The sequence below is a fragment of the Amycolatopsis sp. A133 genome, from assembly GCF_031082405.1.
GTDB lineage: Bacteria > Actinomycetota > Actinomycetes > Mycobacteriales > Pseudonocardiaceae > Amycolatopsis.
Window position 1 is genome coordinate 240,249 of sequence record NZ_JAVHJU010000007.1, and the last position, 15,893, is coordinate 256,141.

Below are 15,893 nucleotides of genomic sequence, written 5' to 3' on the forward strand. Positions count from 1 at the left end.
AGCCTGGGCCGATGACGACCGCCGACGAACTTCTCGGCAGGCTCGCGGGCCTGGACAAGGACGCGCTGGCGAAGGTGCTGGCCCACCGGCCGGACGTGCTGGAGGAGCCGTGGCCGCGGCGGCTCGACGTCGTGGCCGCGCGGCTGGCGGCGCCCGAGTCCGTCGATCTGGCGCTGCTCCAGCTGCCGATGCCGCTGATGCAGGTCATGCGCGCGGTGCAGCTGTGTTACGCGCTGGGGCGGCGGCCGGCGCCCGTCGGGGAACTCGCCCGGCTGCTCGGCACGGACGCCGGCACCATCGAGTCCTCGGTGGACGAACTGGCCGAGCGGGCCCTGCTGTGGAGCGACGAGGACGGTGTCAAGCTGCCGGAATTGCTGCACCGCAACAGCTTCCAGCCCGAAGGCCTCGGCCACCCGGTGGCGAACCTGCTCGGGGAGCTCGGCACGGCCCGGCTCGCGAAGCTGTCGCGGGCCCTCGGCCTGCCGGACACCGGACGGAAGCCGGAACTCCTGCTCGGGCTCGTGCACTTCTTCCGCGACGGCGAGCGCGTCCGCGAACTCTTCGCCACCGCGCCCGAAGAGACGCAGAAGCTTTTGCGGGACATGGCCGACGACGTCCCCGAAGCCCAGGGCCTGGCCCCGGCGGGCTGGGCGTTCGACCACGGCTTCCTGTTCGGCACCTACTACGGCACCGTGGCCATGCCGATCGAGGTGTCGCTCGCGCTGCGCGGGCCGGACCACCAGCTGCCGTTCACACCCGTGGAACCGGAGTACGGCGTCACCCACATCGGGGCCGAGGCGGCCGAAGCGGCGTCGTCGGCCGCGGCACTGCGGCTGCTCGACCGCGTGTCGGCGATCCTCGACCTGGCCGCCACGGAGCCGTTGCCGCTGCTCAAGGACGGCACCATCGGGGCCCGGCTGGTCAAGAAGCTCGCCAAGGACACCGGGGGCACACCGGCGGAAATCGAGCTGGCCATCGACCTTGCCGCCCAGGCCGGGCTGCTGCTGGCCGACGAGCCACCGCCGCCGCGCCGAGGCCAGAAAGCACCCTCGCCCACGCTTGTGCTGAACCCGGAGGTCGCCCGGCCCGAGCCGGCGTTGCTGTACCGCCTGCTGCTGACGACCTGGTGGGATCCGGCGCCGATGGAGTTCGAGGTCGACGTCGAGGCCCTGGCGCGGCGGCTGGTCGTGCGGCTGCTGGCCCGGCTGGACCCCGGCGACGCGATCGCCGACGTCGACGCGCTGACCCGGCTCGCCGAGTGGCACGCGCCGATGCTGCCGACCGACGACTTCGCCGGCCACCTCCGGGACGCGCTCGCCGGGGCCGAGCTGCTCGGCGTCGTCGCGCACGGCGCGGTGAGCGCGGCCGGGCGTGCGCTGCTCGCCCCGGACCGGCTCGTCGACGTCACCGGCGAACTGGTTTCCCGTGCGCGGACGACGGCGTTGTTCGGGACCGACCTGACCGCGATCGTGCCCGGGTCGCCCGACGCCCGGCTCGCCGCGCTGCTGGACCGCGTCGCCGACCGCGAAGCCCAGGGCACCGCGACCAGCTGGCGGTTCTCCCCGGCGTCCGTGCGGCGGGCGTTCGACCAGGGCGCGACGACCGCCGAGCTGCTCGACGACCTGCGCGCCATCGCCGCGGGCGACCTGCCGCAGCCGCTGGTGTACCTGGTGAACGACGTCGCGCGGCGGCACGGCGAGGCGCAGGTGATCGACGTCGCGAGCGTCGTCGTCGGGGAGCCCGCCGTGCTGGCCGAACTCGCCGCGCACCGCAAACTGGCCAAACTCGGCCTGCGCGCGGTGGCACCGACCGTGCTGACGTCCACTGTGGACGCCACGGGCACGCTGGAGGCGTTGCGCGGAGCCGGGTACGCGCCGACCCGCCACGCCGCGGACGGCAGCATCGTGCTGCCCGCCCGCGACCAGGCCGAGCCGGCGGTGGCCGTCCTCGACCCCGAACCCGGCGGCCTGCCCGCGGATCCGGCCGGCCACGCCGAGCGGCTGCTGGCCGCCCCGGTGCGCGGCCCGGCCCTGCTGCGCGGCCAGCTCGCGCGGGCGATGAGCGACCGCTACGCGGGCCGGCTCACGCCGAAGCAGCAACAGCTCTGCTGGCAGCTCGAAGCCGGGCTCCCGGTGGACATCGCCTACCGCGGCGAGCGTCTGGTGATCGCGTACCCCGAACTCGACGGCGACGTCCTCGACGTCTGGTCGCTCGACGAGCGCACCTACCGGCGGCTCGAGCTGTCGGGGATCGACCTGGCTCAGGCTTCCACGGCGGTCAGCTTCGCGTAGGCCACGACGTTGTCGAGGTAGTTGCCGCTCGCCCGGTCGAACGCCCCGCCGCAGGTGATGAGCCGCAGTTCGGGCGCCGGCGTGTCGCCGTAGACCTGATCGGTCGGGAACGCGGCCTTCGGATAGCGGTCGACGCGGTACACGGTGAAGACGGCGACCCGGCCGTCCGCGCGGCCGACCCTGGCCTGCTCGCCGGGACGCAGTTCCTTCAGCCGGGAGAAGGCGCCGGGCACGTGCCTGTAGTCGACGTGCGCGGCCAGCACCGCCGGCCCGGGCTCCCCCGGCGACGGCGCGCCGGTGAACCAGCCGACCGTCGTGGCGTCGCCGGGGACCTCTAGTGCGCCGTCGGGCCCCAGGCCGAGGTCCGTGATCGCGTCGGCCCGCACACCGATCGCCGGGATGGTCAGTGACGCCGGTTTCGCCGCGGGGAGGCCGTCGGCGGTCGCTGCCGTGGGGTGCGCGACGCTCGCGGTGCCCGCCGGGTTCGTGGCGGCCGGGCTCGGCGGGGCGAGCTCCTGCGGCGCCCGCGGCGAAAGGACGAGGACGAGGGCCACGGCCAGGACGACGCCGAGCGCAGCGGCGACCGCCGTGACCGCGGGCCACAGGCGCGGGTGCCTCAACTCGGGCGCCGGCGCAGGTAGAGCACCATGCCGCCGGACACCGTGGCGGCGAGCAACGTGCCGCTGAGCACGAGGAAACCGGGGGCGTCGCCCTCCGGGTCACCGCCGCCGGTGGCGACGCCGCCGACCGGCTTGACCTTCACCTGGCTGCCGGTGGCGGCCTTCTTGCCGGGTGTCTTCGGCGCGGTCTGCGTGGGCTTTTTCGCCGTCGACGCGGTGGTGCTCGGCTGTTTCGGACGGTGCGGCAAGGATTCGCAGGCGATGCCGTTCTTGTCGCGGTCGAGGCCGTTGGGATCACCCGGCGTTGCGTCGAGCACCGCCTGGGCGTCTTCCTGGTACTGGAAATCCGGGCAGTTCTTGTCGCCGGCGAGGGGCGTCGCGAGCTGCGCGGAAGCGAAGGGAACGGGGCCGAGAAGAGCGAACCCGGCGACGGCAGCGGCCGTCGTCAAGACACGGCGAAACAGGGACAACGGAATTCCTTCCGAACGGAATCTGAGGCGATTGCGTGGTAACTATCGCCGTCTCGGCGACGCTGTTACGGATCATTCCGAAATTCCGGAAATGCCAGCGTCCCACGAAGAGCGTCATGTTCCGTGATTCTTTCGCATTTCCGCTCCGACCTGCGGATTCGCGGGCCAGGAATGCGTACCGGCCGGAATGTTACGGGTCGCGCGGTCACACCTTTGAGGTAATTCACGTGTGACGGTGCCGACCGGCCGCCACCGCGGGGTCCGCGCACCCCGTAACCTCGGGGTATGCCGATCCAGGTACTGCTCGTCGACGACCACGAACTGGTCCGCCGCGGGCTCCGCGACCTCCTCGGCGACGAGCCCGACATCGAGGTCGTCGCCGAGGCGAGCAGCGTCGAAGAGGCCTTGGCGGTGGCGATGCACGTCGAGCCGGAGGTCGCGGTGGTCGACGTCCGCCTCGGCGACGGCGACGGCATCACCCTCTGCCGCGAGCTGCGCTCGAAGCCGAACCCGCCGGCCTGCCTGATGCTCACCGCGTTCGACGACGAAGAGGCGATGGTCGGCGCGATCATGGCCGGTGCCGCGGGTTACCTGCTGAAGCAGGTGCGGGGGCAGGACGTGGTGAACGCGGTCCGCGAGGTGGCGGCCGGCCGGTCGCTGCTGGACCCGGTGAGTACCGCGCGGGTGCTGGACAAGATGCGCCACCCGCCGACGGACGAGCTGGCGGCGCTCACCGAGCGCGAACGCGACGTGCTCGAGCTGATCGGCCAGGGCCTGTCGAACCGCGAGATCGCCGAGCGGCTGTTCCTCGCCGAGAAGACGGTCAAGAACTACGTCACGTCGGTGCTGGCGAAGCTCGGCATGCAGCGCCGGACGCAGGCGGCCGCTTGGATCGCGCGGCGCGAGAAGTAACCGCTCTCCGCAATCCGCCGTTCGCTGCGACCTTTCCGGTTCTCGTCACGGTCCGCCATGTCGATCAGGGCTTTTCACGTGCGAGATTCACTCGATCGTGAGTCGAATATATGTTCGACGGGCCGGTAAGATCATGACGAGGGCCAGGAAGGGAGGCTGGATGACCCGAGAAGGATAGGTCGCGGGCAAGGACGGATCAATCGAGTGGAAGGTCGAACGCGACGAGCGTGCCGAGACTGGGTGACGAGTTCAGGAAGAACTTCCCGCCCGCGGCGTCCGCGCGTTCGGCGAGATGACGCAGGCCACGGGTGGCGACGCCTTGGGGAACGCCGGAACCGTTGTCCCGGACGCGGAGTTTGACGCCGTCGGAGTCCCTGGTCAGCGTCACGCGGGTTTCGCTGGCGCCGGAGTGCCGGACCACATTGGACAGTGCTTCGCGCAGGGCGGCCCGGATGTGGTCGGCGCGTTCCGCGGGGACGTCGGCGAATTCGCCGGACAGCTCCAGGGTCGGCGGGTAGCCGAGCAGCTCGCCGGCGATGCGGACCTCGCCGCGCGCCGACTCGGCGAGGTCGGTGGGCGTGCCGGTGTCGTGGCGAGGCTCCGGTGACCGCAGCGCGCGCACGGTGCCGCGGATTTCCTCGATGGTCTGGTCGAGCTGGTCGATCGCGTCGGACAGCCGGACCCCGTCGGCTTGGGCGAACCGCTTGCGCATGTTGCGCCGGACGCGGTCCAGTTGCATGCCGGCGCCGTAGAGCCGCTGGACGATGACGTCGTGGAGCTCCCGGGCGATGCGTTCCCGCTCTTCGTACAGCGCCACCCGGTGCCGCGCATTGGCCCCTTCGGCGAGGGCCAGAACCACGCCGGCCTGCGCCGCGAAGGCGACGAGCATCTCGACGGTCCCCGCGGAGAACGGCGCACGCCCCTGCTTCCGGTAGACGGTCAGCGACCCGAGAACCCGCCCACCGGACCCGAACGGCGCGGCCGCGAAGGGCCCGTAGCCGTGGAGCTCGGCGGGCACGTAGGGCGCGGTGCGCGGATCGACGGTGAAGTCCGCACTGGCCACGGGCTCCCCACCCCGGGCGACCTGCCCGGCCGCGGAGTCGGCGGGGAGGGCCAGGCCACGCAGGGACTCCCCGGCGGCGACGCCGGCGGGCGCCCCCGGCTCCGGGGCGGCGACACCGGCGAGCGCCCCCGCCTCCGGGGCGGTGGACGGCTGGGCAGAGCGGCTGAGGGGCACATCGCCCGCCGAGGCGCCGGGCGGCCGCGAGCCGCCGAGCGCGGCCGGCGGCTCGCCGGGACGCGCATCGCCCGCCGGCGCCGCTTCGCCATCCGCCGCCGGGTGGGCTGTTGCGTAATGCGCCGCCTCGGTCGGCGGGCCGCCGGGGCGCGCACCGCGCGCGGCCACCGACTGACCGGCGTCCATGCCGGACTCCGAGCCACCGGGGCCCGCAGACGCCGCTTCGCCCGCCGCCGGGTGGGCCGTTGCGTAATGCGCCGCCTCGACCACTACCCGGCCGTCCTCGGTGCTCACCATCGCGAGGCCCAGGTCGGCGTCGGCCAGTTCCGCCGCTCGGGCGACGACCGTGTCCAGCACCGCTCCCGGGTCGTCGCCGGACAGGGCGGTGCTCGTGATCTCGGTGGCGGCGGACAGTGCCCGCGCGGCAAGCGTCGGATCCATGAGTTCCGTCATTATCGCGCGGCGCGAGGGCGACGCGGCAAGGACACCGCGGGAATCGATCACGGCACCGGCACCCGGGTGACGACGCGGCCGTCGCGGACCTCGAGGACCACGTCCGCGCCCGCCGCCTCCTCGGCGCGGTGGGTCACGTGCACCACCGTGCGGCCCGCCAGCGCCTCCCGCAGGTGCGCGCGCACCGCCTGGGCCGTCGGCTCGTCGAGGTGCGCGGTGGGCTCGTCCAGCAGCACCAGACCCGCCGACGGCGCCCCGAGCAGCGCCCGCGCCAGCGCCACCCGCTGCGCCTGGCCGCCGGACAGGCCGCTGCCGGCGCTGCCGAGCACCGTCTCCGGCGAGATGCCGGTCAGCGCCGCGCCGTGCAACGCCGAGCGCAGCTCCTCCTCGGTCGCCGTCGGGCGGGCCAGCCGGAGGTTCTCCGCGACCGTCGTCGCCGCGAGCATCGGCTCCTGCGGTGCCCACGCCACCTCCGCCGGGACCGCCACCACCCCGGTCCGGGGCGCGAGGAACCCCAGCAGCGCGGCGACGAGCGTCGACTTGCCCACTCCGCTCGGGCCGACCACCGCGGCGTACGTGCCCGGCGTGAGGTCGACGTCGACGTCGTGCAGCACCACCGGTCCGCCCGGCCAGCCGAGGTCCGCTCCCCGCAGGGAGACGCCCTCCTCGCGTCGAGCAAGTGCAGGCGCTTCCGGCACGTCGGCGAGACGGCGACGGGCGCGCTGCAGCGTGTCCCAGTGCTGCGCCACCGGCGGGAGCAGCGCCAGGACCTCCGCCAGGGCCAGCGGGACCAGGGCCGGCAGCGGCGCCAAGACCGGGTCGAGCCGTCCGTTCGCAACCGCCGCCGCGGCGAACGCTGTGCTGACGACCGCGGCCGCGCCGCAGACCAGCGTGACCAGCGCTTCGGCCGCGCCCACCCCGAACGCCTGCCGACGCGCCTGCGTCACCAAGCGCGTGTCGGCGTCCGCGAGGGCGTCGCGGTGGTCGCCGGCCTTGCCGAACGCGAGCAGCTCGGCCGCCGCTTCGAACACCACCAAGACTCGCGTGGCCACCTCACGACGGCCGTCCGCCAGTGCCGACGTCGCCCGGCGTTCGACGCGCAGGGCGACCCACGGCGCGCCCAGCCCGAGCGCCACCGCCGCGGCCAGCGTCAGACCGGCCGCGGGCAGCACCCACGTCTGCACGGCGATCGCCCCGGCCGCGACCAGCGCCACCACCAGCGGCGGCGACACCACCCGCGGCAGCAGGTCGCGCACGGTGTCGACGTCGCCGACCAGCCGGCGTTGCCCCTCGCCCGCACGCAGGTTCCGCGCGGGACCGAGCCGGACCAGGGAATTCCACAGCCGCACCCGGACGCGGCCGGCGATGCGGAACGCGGCGTCGTGCGTGACCAGCCGCTCCACGTACCGGAGGCCCGCGCGGCCGAGGCCGAACGCGCGGACGCCGACGACCGCGACCGTCAGGGTCAGGATCGGCGGCTGCTGGGACGCCTTGGCGATGAGCCAGCCCGACGTCGCCGTCAGCGCCACCCCCGCCAGGAGCGCAAGAGCTCCCAGCGCGGCGCCGCCGAAGAGCCGTCCGTCGAGGAGCGCACGCCACCCCAGCGGCGCGGCCGAAGAGTCCACTGTGGACGTCTCGGCGGCCGCGACGGCCGCTGACGACATGCCGACCGCCGCGGTGCGCTCGTGGGCCGCGATGACGGCGGCGGCGCCGCTGTCGACCGCGCGCTGCACCGCGTCGAGCACCAGCCACGCGCTGGCCTCGTCGAGGTGGGCCGTCGGCTCGTCGAGCAGGAGCAGCCAGGCGCCGTGGCGCACCCGTTCCAGTGCCCGGGCGACGGCGACGCGCTGACGCTGGCCCGATGACAGCTGCGACACCGGCCGATCGGCCAATCCGGCCAGCCCGAGTTCGGCGAGCACCGCGCCGGAGGAGCCGACCTCCTCGCGGACCGTGCCGCCGGCGAACACCGGCGACTGCGGCACCCAAGCGACCTGCTCGCGCCAGCGCGCGAGGTCGGCGTCGGCGAGGTTCGTCGAGCCGACCGTGACGGCGCCGTCGTGCGCCGGGACAAAACCGAGCAGCGCCGAGAGCGTCGTCGACTTGCCGCCGCCGCTCGGGGCGCGGAGCCAGACCGTCTCACCGGGCCGGACCGTGAACGATTCACCGTCCGGCGCGAAGCCGCCGCGTCGCGCCACCCGCAGCGACGACACCCGCAGCTCGCCCGGCGCCGGGATCGCGGTCCCCGCGGGGCGCACCGGCAGCGCCAGCAGGTCGGCGACGCGCCGGACCGCTTCGACGCCGTCCTCGCTGGCGTGGAACGCGGCGCCGACCGCGCGCAGCGGCTGGTAGCACTCCGGCGCGAGGATCAGCACGCCGAGCCCGATGGCCAGCGGCAGGTTGCCGCCCGCCAGCCGCACGCCGATCACCACCGCGACGAGCGCCACCGACAGCGTCGCGACCAGTTCGAGCACGAACGCCGAGGAGAAGGCGACCTTCAACGTCTTGAGCGTCGCGCGGCGGTGGCGTTCCGACAGCCGCCGGACGGTCTCGGCCTGCGCGCTCGCGCGGCGGAACGCGGTCAGCACCGGCAGCACGCGCACGAGCTCCAGGAGCCGATCGGACATCCGGTGCGTCGCGTCGGTGGAACCCGCGACGCGGTCGGCGGTGTACTTGCCGACGAGGATGGCGAACATCGGCAGCAGCGGCACGGTCAGCGCGACGATCACGCCGGACGGCCAGTCGGCGAACAGGATCGCCGCACCCGCGCCGAGCGGCACGACGGCCGCCGTCACCAGGGCCGGGAGGTACTCGCGGAAGTAGGCGTCCAGCGCGTCGAGGCCGCGGGTGGTGAGCGCGGTCAGCTCGCCGTGGCCGCGCTGGGCGATCCACTCGGGACCCAGGCGCAGCGCGTGGTCGACGGCTTTGGCGCGCAACTCGCGCTGCGCGGTCGCGGCGGCGCGGGCGGAGACCGTGCGCACCGCCCAGCCGGTCAGCGCGCGCGTCGCGACGAGCGCGAGCAGCGCGGCCAGCTGGGCGGTGCGTCCCCCGGAACCTGCTCCGACGATCGCCGCGAGGACGTCGGCGAGCAGGAACGCCTGTGCCACCAGCGTGGCGGCGTTGACGAACGAGAGGAAGCCCACCAGGGCCAGCGCCCGGCGCACGGACGGCACGAGGGCCGGCAGTGCGCCGAGCGGGCCCTTTCCCGGCCGCGCCGAGTCCACTGTGGACTCCGAGGCGAGAAGGGTGGCGCGGCCGGGAAGCTTGCTCATGCGTGGACCGCCGCCGGAATGTGCTGGGTGCCGATGCGCTTGCGGAACACCCAGTACGTCCAGCCCTGGTAGATCAGCACCGCGGGCGCACCGAAGACGGCGACCCACGTCATCACGGTCAGCGTGTACGGGCTCGACGCGGCGCCCTCGATGGTCAGCGTGTTGGCCGCGTCGAGAGTCGAGGGCAGGACGTTCGGGAACAGCGAACCGAACATGACCACCGCGGCCCCGGCGATGACGACGCCGAGCGCGGCGAACGCCTGCCCGTCGCGGTCGGCGCGCAGCCGCAGCCAGGCGACGACCGCGGCGAGAGCACTGATCCCAAACGAGAGCAGCGTCCACAGCGTGCCGGAACGCCACTGGACGACCGAGAGGAACGCGACCATCGGCACCATGGCGACCGGCAGCAGCCTCAACGCCAGGATGCGCGCGCGTTCTCGCAGGTCACCGCTGGTTTTCAGGGCGAGGAAGGCAGCACCGTGGGTGATCGAGAAGGCGGCGATGGCGAGGGCGCCGAGCAGGGTGTCCCAGCGGACGGCGGCGAACGCGGAGCCGACGCGGTTGCCGTCGGCGTCCAGCGGCAGGCCGAGGACGGTGGTCGCGAGGATGAGGCCGACGCCCAGCGGCGGGATCCACGAGCCGGCCATGATGACGCGGTCCCAGTTGCGCCGCCAGCGGTCGGAGTCGACCTTGCCGCGGTAGTCGAAGGCGACGCCGCGGCCGATGAGGGCGAGCAGCACGAGCAGGAGCGGCAGGTAGGCGGCCGAGAACAGCCCGGCGTACCAGGCGGGGAAGGCGGCGAACATCGCTCCGCCGGCAACGATGAGCCAGACCTCGTTGCCGTCCCAGACGGGCCCGATGGTGTTGACCATGACGCGGCGTTCGGTGTTGTTCTTGGCGAGAACGGGCAGCAGCATGCCGACGCCGAAGTCGAAACCTTCGAGGAAGAGGTAGCCGAGCCAGAAGAAGGCGATGACGGCGAACCAGGCGATTTCGAGGGTCATCGGGCACCTCCGGCCGGCCGGTGGCCGGGAGTTATCCACAACGGGTTGAGTTGTCCACAGACGAACTGTGGGTAACTCGTGCGAGTGGTCACATTGACACTCATCGTCAACACCTCAGTAGGCGAACGCGAGGGTGTCCTCGCCCGGTTTGTCGGAGTCCGTTGGCTTCTGCGGGGGCATCACCGCGTCAACGCCGCCGCGGATGTACTTGCGCATCAGGTACAGCTCCACCACGCCGAGGGCGGCGTAAACGCTCGTCAGGGCGATCAGCGACGTCCACACCTCGCCCGTCGTCACGTGGGAGACCGCCTGGGCCGTGAACATCCACACGCCGTCGACGCCCGTGGGGTTGGGCACGACCACGAACGGCTGACGCCCCATCTCGGTGAAGATCCAGCCGGCGCTGTTGCCCAGGAACGGCGTGGCGATGCCGCCGAGGACCAGCCAGGGGAACCAGCGGCGGCCCGGGATGCGGTCGCGGCGGGTCAGCCACAGGGCCAGGAGGCCGATGCCCGCCGAGACCGCGCCGAAGCCGATCATCGTGCGGAAGCCCCAGTACGTCACCGGCAGGTTCGGCACGTAGTCGATCGGCCGGCCGGCCAGCGAACCGAGCGCCGGGTCGTCCGGGTAGTTCGTGCCGTACTTGGCCTGGTACTCCGCAACGAGGTTCTCCACACCCTTGACCTCGGTGGTGAAGTCGTTGTGCGCCAAGAAGGAGAGCAACGCGGGCACGTTGAACGTCTTCACGTCTTCGCAGTTCGCGCCGGCCACGTCGCCGATCGCGATGATCGAGAAGCTCGCCGGCTTTTCCGTGTGGCACAACGCTTCCGCCGACGCCATCTTCATCGGCTGCTGCTCGAACATCAGCTTGCCCTGCGCGTCGCCGGTGATCGCGAGGACCGCGAACGCGGCCACGCCGACCCAGCCACCCAGTCGCAGCGAGGAACGCCAGACATCCTCGTGGTCGCCGCGCCGCCACAGGTGCCAGCCCGCGACACCCACCAGGAACGCCGCCGCCACCGAGAACGCGCCCGCGAGGGTGTGCGGGATCGCGGCCAGTGCCGTGTTGTTCGTCAGCACCGCCCAGATCGAGTTCATGGTCGGCTTGCCGTTCTCGAACGTCACGCCGACCGGGTGCTGCATCCACGAGTTCGCGGCCAGGATGAAGTACGCCGAAGCCATCGTGGCCAGCGAAAACGCCCACGCGCACGCCAGGTGCACCTTCTTCGGCAGCCGGTCCCAGCCGAAGATCCACAGGCCGAGGAACGTCGACTCGACGAAGAACGCGACGAGCCCTTCCATCGCGAGCGGCGCGCCGAAGACGTCGCCGACGAAGCGGGAGTAGGCGCTCCAGTTCATCCCGAACTGGAACTCCTGCACGATCCCGGTTACCACGCCCATGGCGAAGTTGACCAGCAGCAGCTTGCCCCAGAACTTGGTCATCTTCAGGTGCCGCAGCTCACCGGTGCGGACCCAGCGGGTCTGCATCGCCGCGACCAGGATCGACAGCCCGATGGTCAGCGGGACCATCAGGAAGTGGTAGACGGTGGTGATGCCGAACTGCCACCGCGCTAGCTCAAGGACCTCCACGTGGTCCAGCGTGCTCCGGGGCTGGTGACGCAGCCAGATCAACTGGTCCCGTTCGCGCCGGGACCAACGTCCTACCGCTGGTCGAGCGCCTTCCGCGCCTCGTCCGCCACGGCCCGCCGCGGGCCCGCGTCGCCGAGCTCCAGCACGTGCCGCAGGGCCAGCGCGTACGCGGTGTCGAACGCCTTGTCCGCGGCGACCGGGACGTCCGGCGGCACGCCGGTGCCCTCCCAGTTCTCCCCCGACGCCGGGTCGTACGAGCGGGCGATGGACACCGTCACGTCCAGGTAGGTGTCCACTTTGTACTGTTCACGCGGGTGGGCGCCGCCTCGCGTGACCTCGCCGACGGTCTTCGCGCGCCCCTGCCGCTGCAGCGAGAAGGCCAGGTCCTCACCACCGGAGAACGTCGCCGGGCCGGTGAGCACCCAGATCGGCTTGGTGCCGCCGAACTTCGGGCCCGGGACGTACGGCAGCGTCCACATCTGGGTGACGCGGTCGCCGTCGCGCTCGTAGATGTCGAGGTAGTGGGTCCGCTCGTCGACGAGGTAGCTCTGCAGGAACGCGCTCGTCTCCGGGGTGCCGCCGCGGTTGCGCCGCACGTCGAGCAGCAGCGCGTCGGCCGGCGCGACCAGCGTCATCGCGGCCGAGACCGCCGGCGCCGCGAGGTCGAGCGGGTAGAGCAGGGTCGTGTCGACGTAGCCGACGTTGCCCGGGAGCCGCCGCACCGACGCGATCCCGAAGTTCTCCAGCTCGGCCGCGCGCCGGAAGTCCTCCGAGGCGTACTCCGCGTCGCCGTCCTCGGCCACCGGCTCGGCGTGGTGCCGCAGCCGCAGGTGCTTGTCGTCGTTCACAGACTGGAGGTCGGCTGTGACGACCGTCGCGAATTCCGCGTCGCCGAGGTCCGCGTACGCGCCTTCCTCGAGCCGCGCGCGAAGCACCTTCGCCAGCTTTTCGGCGACGTCCGGGAAGACGTAGTGCGCTTCCAGCCGGCGGATGACCTCTTCGACCTGCGCGGCGCGCGCCTGTGACCCCATGCCGAGGAACCTACCGCAGGCCACAACCGAAAATTAGGCACACCGAAGAAAATTGTGTGACACCCCTGGAAGTCAAATTCATGGCCGCCGATCGGGCAATTTCGCGGAAGCCATCAGCTTGCGGCTTTCCGAAGCGCGCCTTTATCGTTGCAGTGAAAGGGGCGAAAGAATACTCATGACTGCCTCAATGGTGGCGTTGATCAGCGCGTTCGGCCTGGTCCTCGCCGTGGAGCTGCCGGACAAGACGCTGGTCGCGACCCTGGTGCTGACCACCCGTTTCCGCGGCTGGCCGGTTTTTGCCGGGGTGTGCGCCGCGTTCGCCGTGCAATGCGTCATCGCGGTCGCGTTCGGCAGCGTGTTGACGCTGTTGCCGGACGTAGTCCTTTCGCTGGTCGTCGCCGCGATGTTCGGCCTCGGCGCTTTCATGCTCCTTCGCGAGGGATTCAGCGAAGCCGACGAAGCCGGCGAAGACGCTTCGCGCACCGGCCCCAAGGCGCTGTCCTTCACGCGCTCGGCGATGACGTCGTTCGGCGTGCTCTTCGCCGCCGAGTGGGGTGACGCGTCCCAGCTCGCGACGGCGAGCCTCACCGCCCGGATCGGCAACCCGTTCGCCGTCGGCGTCGGTGCCTTCAGCGCGCTCGTCGTGGTCGCCGGGCTCGCCGTGTTCATCGGCGCGAAGCTCCGCAGCCGGATCCGGCCGAAGCTGATTCAGCGCTGCGCCGGGTTCGCGTTCGCCGGGTTCGCGGCGTTCGCCCTGCTCCAGCTGGCTTTCTGACCGCTCTCTCACAGGTTCACCCGGTAACCTTTCGGAAACGAAAGGGAGAGCACCAGGTGAACACGCCCTCGACTGCGGTCTCGCCGCTGCACGGCCGGATCGCGCTCGGCGGCATCGGACTGGCCGTGGCCATCTCGATCGACCTGCACCTGCGGCTGTCCGGCCAGGTCAGCCCGATCTGGCAGACGCTGTCGGAGTACGTCTACGGCAAGCTCGGCGCGTCCTCGGCCGCTCCCCTGTTCAGCGTCATGTGCCTGGCCCTGTCCCTCGGCTCGGTCGCGCTGCTCGCGGGCATCGCCAAGGCTCACCGCCCCGGCACCACCGCCGTCTGCGTCCTGCTCGGCGTCTGGGCGGCCGGACTGCTGGTGTGCGGGCTCGTGCCGGTCGACCCCGACGGGCAGGCGCGTTCGCTGTCCGGCCAGGTCCACAACATCGCCGCCCTCACGGCGTTCGTCGCCCTGCCGGCCGCCGCGTTCGTGCTGACGAAGAAGGGCCGCGAGCGCTGCCCCTGGGAGCCGCGCCGGACGACGATCCGGCGGCTGGCCACGGCGAGCTTCGCCAGCGTCGGCGTGGTGCTCGGCGGGTTCGTCCTCACCCTCGTCCTCGGCCCGGCCCAGCAGGACGTCACGCTGGGCCTCTTCGAGCGCCTGCTGTTCACCGTCGACGTCGCCCTGCTGCTGACGATGGTCCGGCCGCTGCGCTAACCCTCGGTCTTCAGGACGTCGGTCAGCCGGGCGGCGGCCGCGACGACCTGAGGGCCCACTTCGGCCGCCTTCAGCGGCTCCATCGAGACGACGCCGACACTCGCCCGCAGCCCCGGTACCCCGCGCACCGGCGCCGCGACGCCGGACGCGCCCGCCTGGAGTTCGCCGGTCGAGGTCACCCAGCCGTCGCCGCCGGGGCGCAGGGTCATCGCCTTGCCGGCCGCACCGGCGGTCAGCGGATGCCGGCTGCCGACGCGGTAGGCGACGTGGAAGCTGGTCCACGACGGCTCGACGACGGCCACCGCAAGCGCTTGCGGTCCTTGCGCGACCGACAGGTGCGCGGTCGCGCCGACCTTCTCGGCCAGCTCGCGCAGCACCGGCCCGGCCGCGTCCCGCAGCTGCGGGAGCACCTGCCCGGCCAGCCGGAGCAGCCCGACGCCGAGCCGGACCTTGGTGCCGTCGCGCCAGACCAGCCCGCGCTCCGACAGCGGCACGAGCAGCCGGTAGACGGCCGCGCGGCTGGCCCCGATGGCTACGGCCAGCTCGGAGATGGTCGCCGCGTCCCCGCCGGCGTCGGCCACTGCCTGCAGCAGCGCCAACCCCCGGTCGAGCGTCAGCGACCCCTCCCGGCCGGTCACAGCAAGCCGAGTTCGCCCATGTCGGCGACGGGCTCGTCGAACGACGCCGCCGCGTAGGACGCGAAGAGCGCCCGCACGGCCTTCGCCGCCGGTTCGGACAGCGCACGGGCCTCGTCGGCCAGCGTCTGCGCGTCGGTCGACTCCAGGGCGCCCCGGACGTCACCGCCGGCGAGGCTGCGCGCGGAGGCGACGAGCAGGTTCAGGAAGCCGTGATGCACGAACCCGCTGTCCGGATCGGTGTGCCGGACCGCGCGGTGCAGGCTGTTCGTCGCCTTGAACGACGCCCCGGTGGACCCGCTGACGACGGCGAGGAAGTCCGCCACCTCGTCGACGCTGGGGAAGTTCTCGCCCGCCTGCCCGCCGCAGCGGATCTTCGGCCAGCTGCCGTGCTCGATCACCTTCCGGACGCCGTCGAGCCAGCCGACGCCGCGCCGCGGCTCGACCACCCGGATGACGTCCTCCGGGACGAACTCCGAGACGCGCTCCAGCCACACCTCGTCGACGTCCGACGGCGCGGGCATCTCGACCATCCGCAGCGCGAGCAGCTCACTGCGCGACTCGACGATCGAGATGGCCTTCGGGACACCGCCCAGGCCGGTGTCGATGATCAGCGAAAGCGGCAGCGGCTGCTTCGGCTTGATCTTGATCAGCTCGGTGATGAGCTCGGGCAACCTGGACGCCTGGCAGAGGAAAACCCCCAGTACACCGGCGTGTTCGGAGTCCCGGCTCGCGAAGTGCGCACGGAGCGCTTCGGGCATGGCCGCACCGACCGGAGGGAACAGCGCCGAGTCGTCGACGAGCCTCGCGAACAGGGGAGGAATTCCACGGGGGCCGGGTGGCGTGAGTTCCACAGCGCTTGACACGACTGACACGCTAGTAGCGTACGACATCAGGACAAA

General features: G+C 72.4%; 13 protein-coding genes. 4 read left to right on the forward strand and 9 right to left on the reverse strand.

What is annotated here, in order from left to right:
- The first annotated feature begins 11 nt into the window (after positions 1-11).
- Entirely contained in the window at positions 12-2,291 is a 2,280-nt protein-coding gene (locus Q5425_RS09325) for a helicase-associated domain-containing protein (RefSeq protein WP_308671717.1), read from the forward strand.
- Here Q5425_RS09325 and Q5425_RS09330 read toward each other — a convergent pair.
- Complete coding sequence (locus Q5425_RS09330; RefSeq protein ID WP_308671718.1) at positions 2,261-2,911, reverse strand: class F sortase; 651 nt, start codon at positions 2,909-2,911, stop codon at positions 2,261-2,263. The two genes, Q5425_RS09325 and Q5425_RS09330, sit on opposite strands and share 31 nt — an antisense overlap.
- Positions 2,908-3,381: an excalibur calcium-binding domain-containing protein gene (locus Q5425_RS09335; RefSeq protein WP_308671719.1), complete on the reverse strand. Its 474-nt coding sequence runs from the start codon at positions 3,379-3,381 to the stop codon at positions 2,908-2,910. Before Q5425_RS09335 ends, Q5425_RS09330 begins: the two co-directional genes overlap by 4 nt.
- Before the next feature lie 285 nt (positions 3,382-3,666).
- On the opposite strand from Q5425_RS09335, the gene Q5425_RS09340 reads away from it, so the two are divergent.
- Positions 3,667-4,293: a response regulator transcription factor gene (locus Q5425_RS09340; RefSeq protein WP_020642740.1), complete on the forward strand. Its 627-nt coding sequence runs from the start codon at positions 3,667-3,669 to the stop codon at positions 4,291-4,293.
- Between the two features lie 196 nt (positions 4,294-4,489).
- Here Q5425_RS09340 and Q5425_RS09345 read toward each other — a convergent pair whose 3' ends face one another.
- The 5 genes from Q5425_RS09345 to Q5425_RS09365 form a co-directional block, all read right to left on the reverse strand.
- Positions 4,490-5,971, reverse strand: coding sequence for a histidine kinase (locus Q5425_RS09345; protein ID WP_396135139.1), 1,482 nt, complete (start codon positions 5,969-5,971; stop codon positions 4,490-4,492).
- Between the two features lie 59 nt (positions 5,972-6,030).
- On the reverse strand, positions 6,031-9,252 hold the full coding sequence (gene cydD, locus Q5425_RS09350) for a thiol reductant ABC exporter subunit CydD (RefSeq protein ID WP_308671720.1): 3,222 nt from the start codon (positions 9,250-9,252) through the stop codon (positions 6,031-6,033).
- The gene (gene cydB / locus Q5425_RS09355; protein ID WP_308671721.1) at positions 9,249-10,256 is read right to left on the reverse strand and encodes a cytochrome d ubiquinol oxidase subunit II; all 1,008 of its coding nucleotides are present in this window, start codon (positions 10,254-10,256) and stop codon (positions 9,249-9,251) included. The genes cydD and cydB overlap by 4 nt, the downstream gene beginning before the upstream one ends.
- Before the next feature lie 114 nt (positions 10,257-10,370).
- Positions 10,371-11,846, reverse strand: coding sequence for a cytochrome ubiquinol oxidase subunit I (locus Q5425_RS09360; protein ID WP_308671722.1), 1,476 nt, complete (start codon positions 11,844-11,846; stop codon positions 10,371-10,373).
- Positions 11,847-11,917: 71 nt separating this feature from the next.
- A complete protein-coding gene (locus Q5425_RS09365; protein ID WP_308671723.1) occupies positions 11,918-12,877 on the reverse strand; it encodes a S41 family peptidase in 960 nt (319 codons plus the stop codon).
- 187 nt (positions 12,878-13,064) lie between these two features.
- Here Q5425_RS09365 and Q5425_RS09370 point away from each other — a divergent pair, with 187 nt between their 5' ends.
- Together Q5425_RS09370 and Q5425_RS09375 are read left to right on the forward strand one after the other, a co-directional pair.
- A complete protein-coding gene (locus tag Q5425_RS09370; protein ID WP_308671948.1) occupies positions 13,065-13,652 on the forward strand; it encodes a TMEM165/GDT1 family protein in 588 nt (195 codons plus the stop codon).
- A 56-nt stretch (positions 13,653-13,708) separates the two neighbouring features.
- Positions 13,709-14,356 carry a DUF998 domain-containing protein gene (locus tag Q5425_RS09375; protein WP_308671724.1) on the forward strand — a complete coding sequence of 216 codons (648 nt, stop codon included), beginning with the start codon at positions 13,709-13,711 and terminating at the stop codon, positions 14,354-14,356.
- On the opposite strand, the gene Q5425_RS09380 is transcribed toward Q5425_RS09375, so the two are convergent.
- Complete coding sequence (locus Q5425_RS09380; RefSeq protein ID WP_308671725.1) at positions 14,353-14,994, reverse strand: helix-turn-helix domain-containing protein; 642 nt, start codon at positions 14,992-14,994, stop codon at positions 14,353-14,355. The two genes, Q5425_RS09375 and Q5425_RS09380, sit on opposite strands and share 4 nt — an antisense overlap.
- Entirely contained in the window at positions 14,991-15,845 is an 855-nt protein-coding gene (locus Q5425_RS09385; RefSeq protein ID WP_308671949.1) for a hypothetical protein, read from the reverse strand. Before Q5425_RS09385 ends, Q5425_RS09380 begins: the two co-directional genes overlap by 4 nt.
- Positions 15,846-15,893 lie beyond the last annotated feature (48 nt).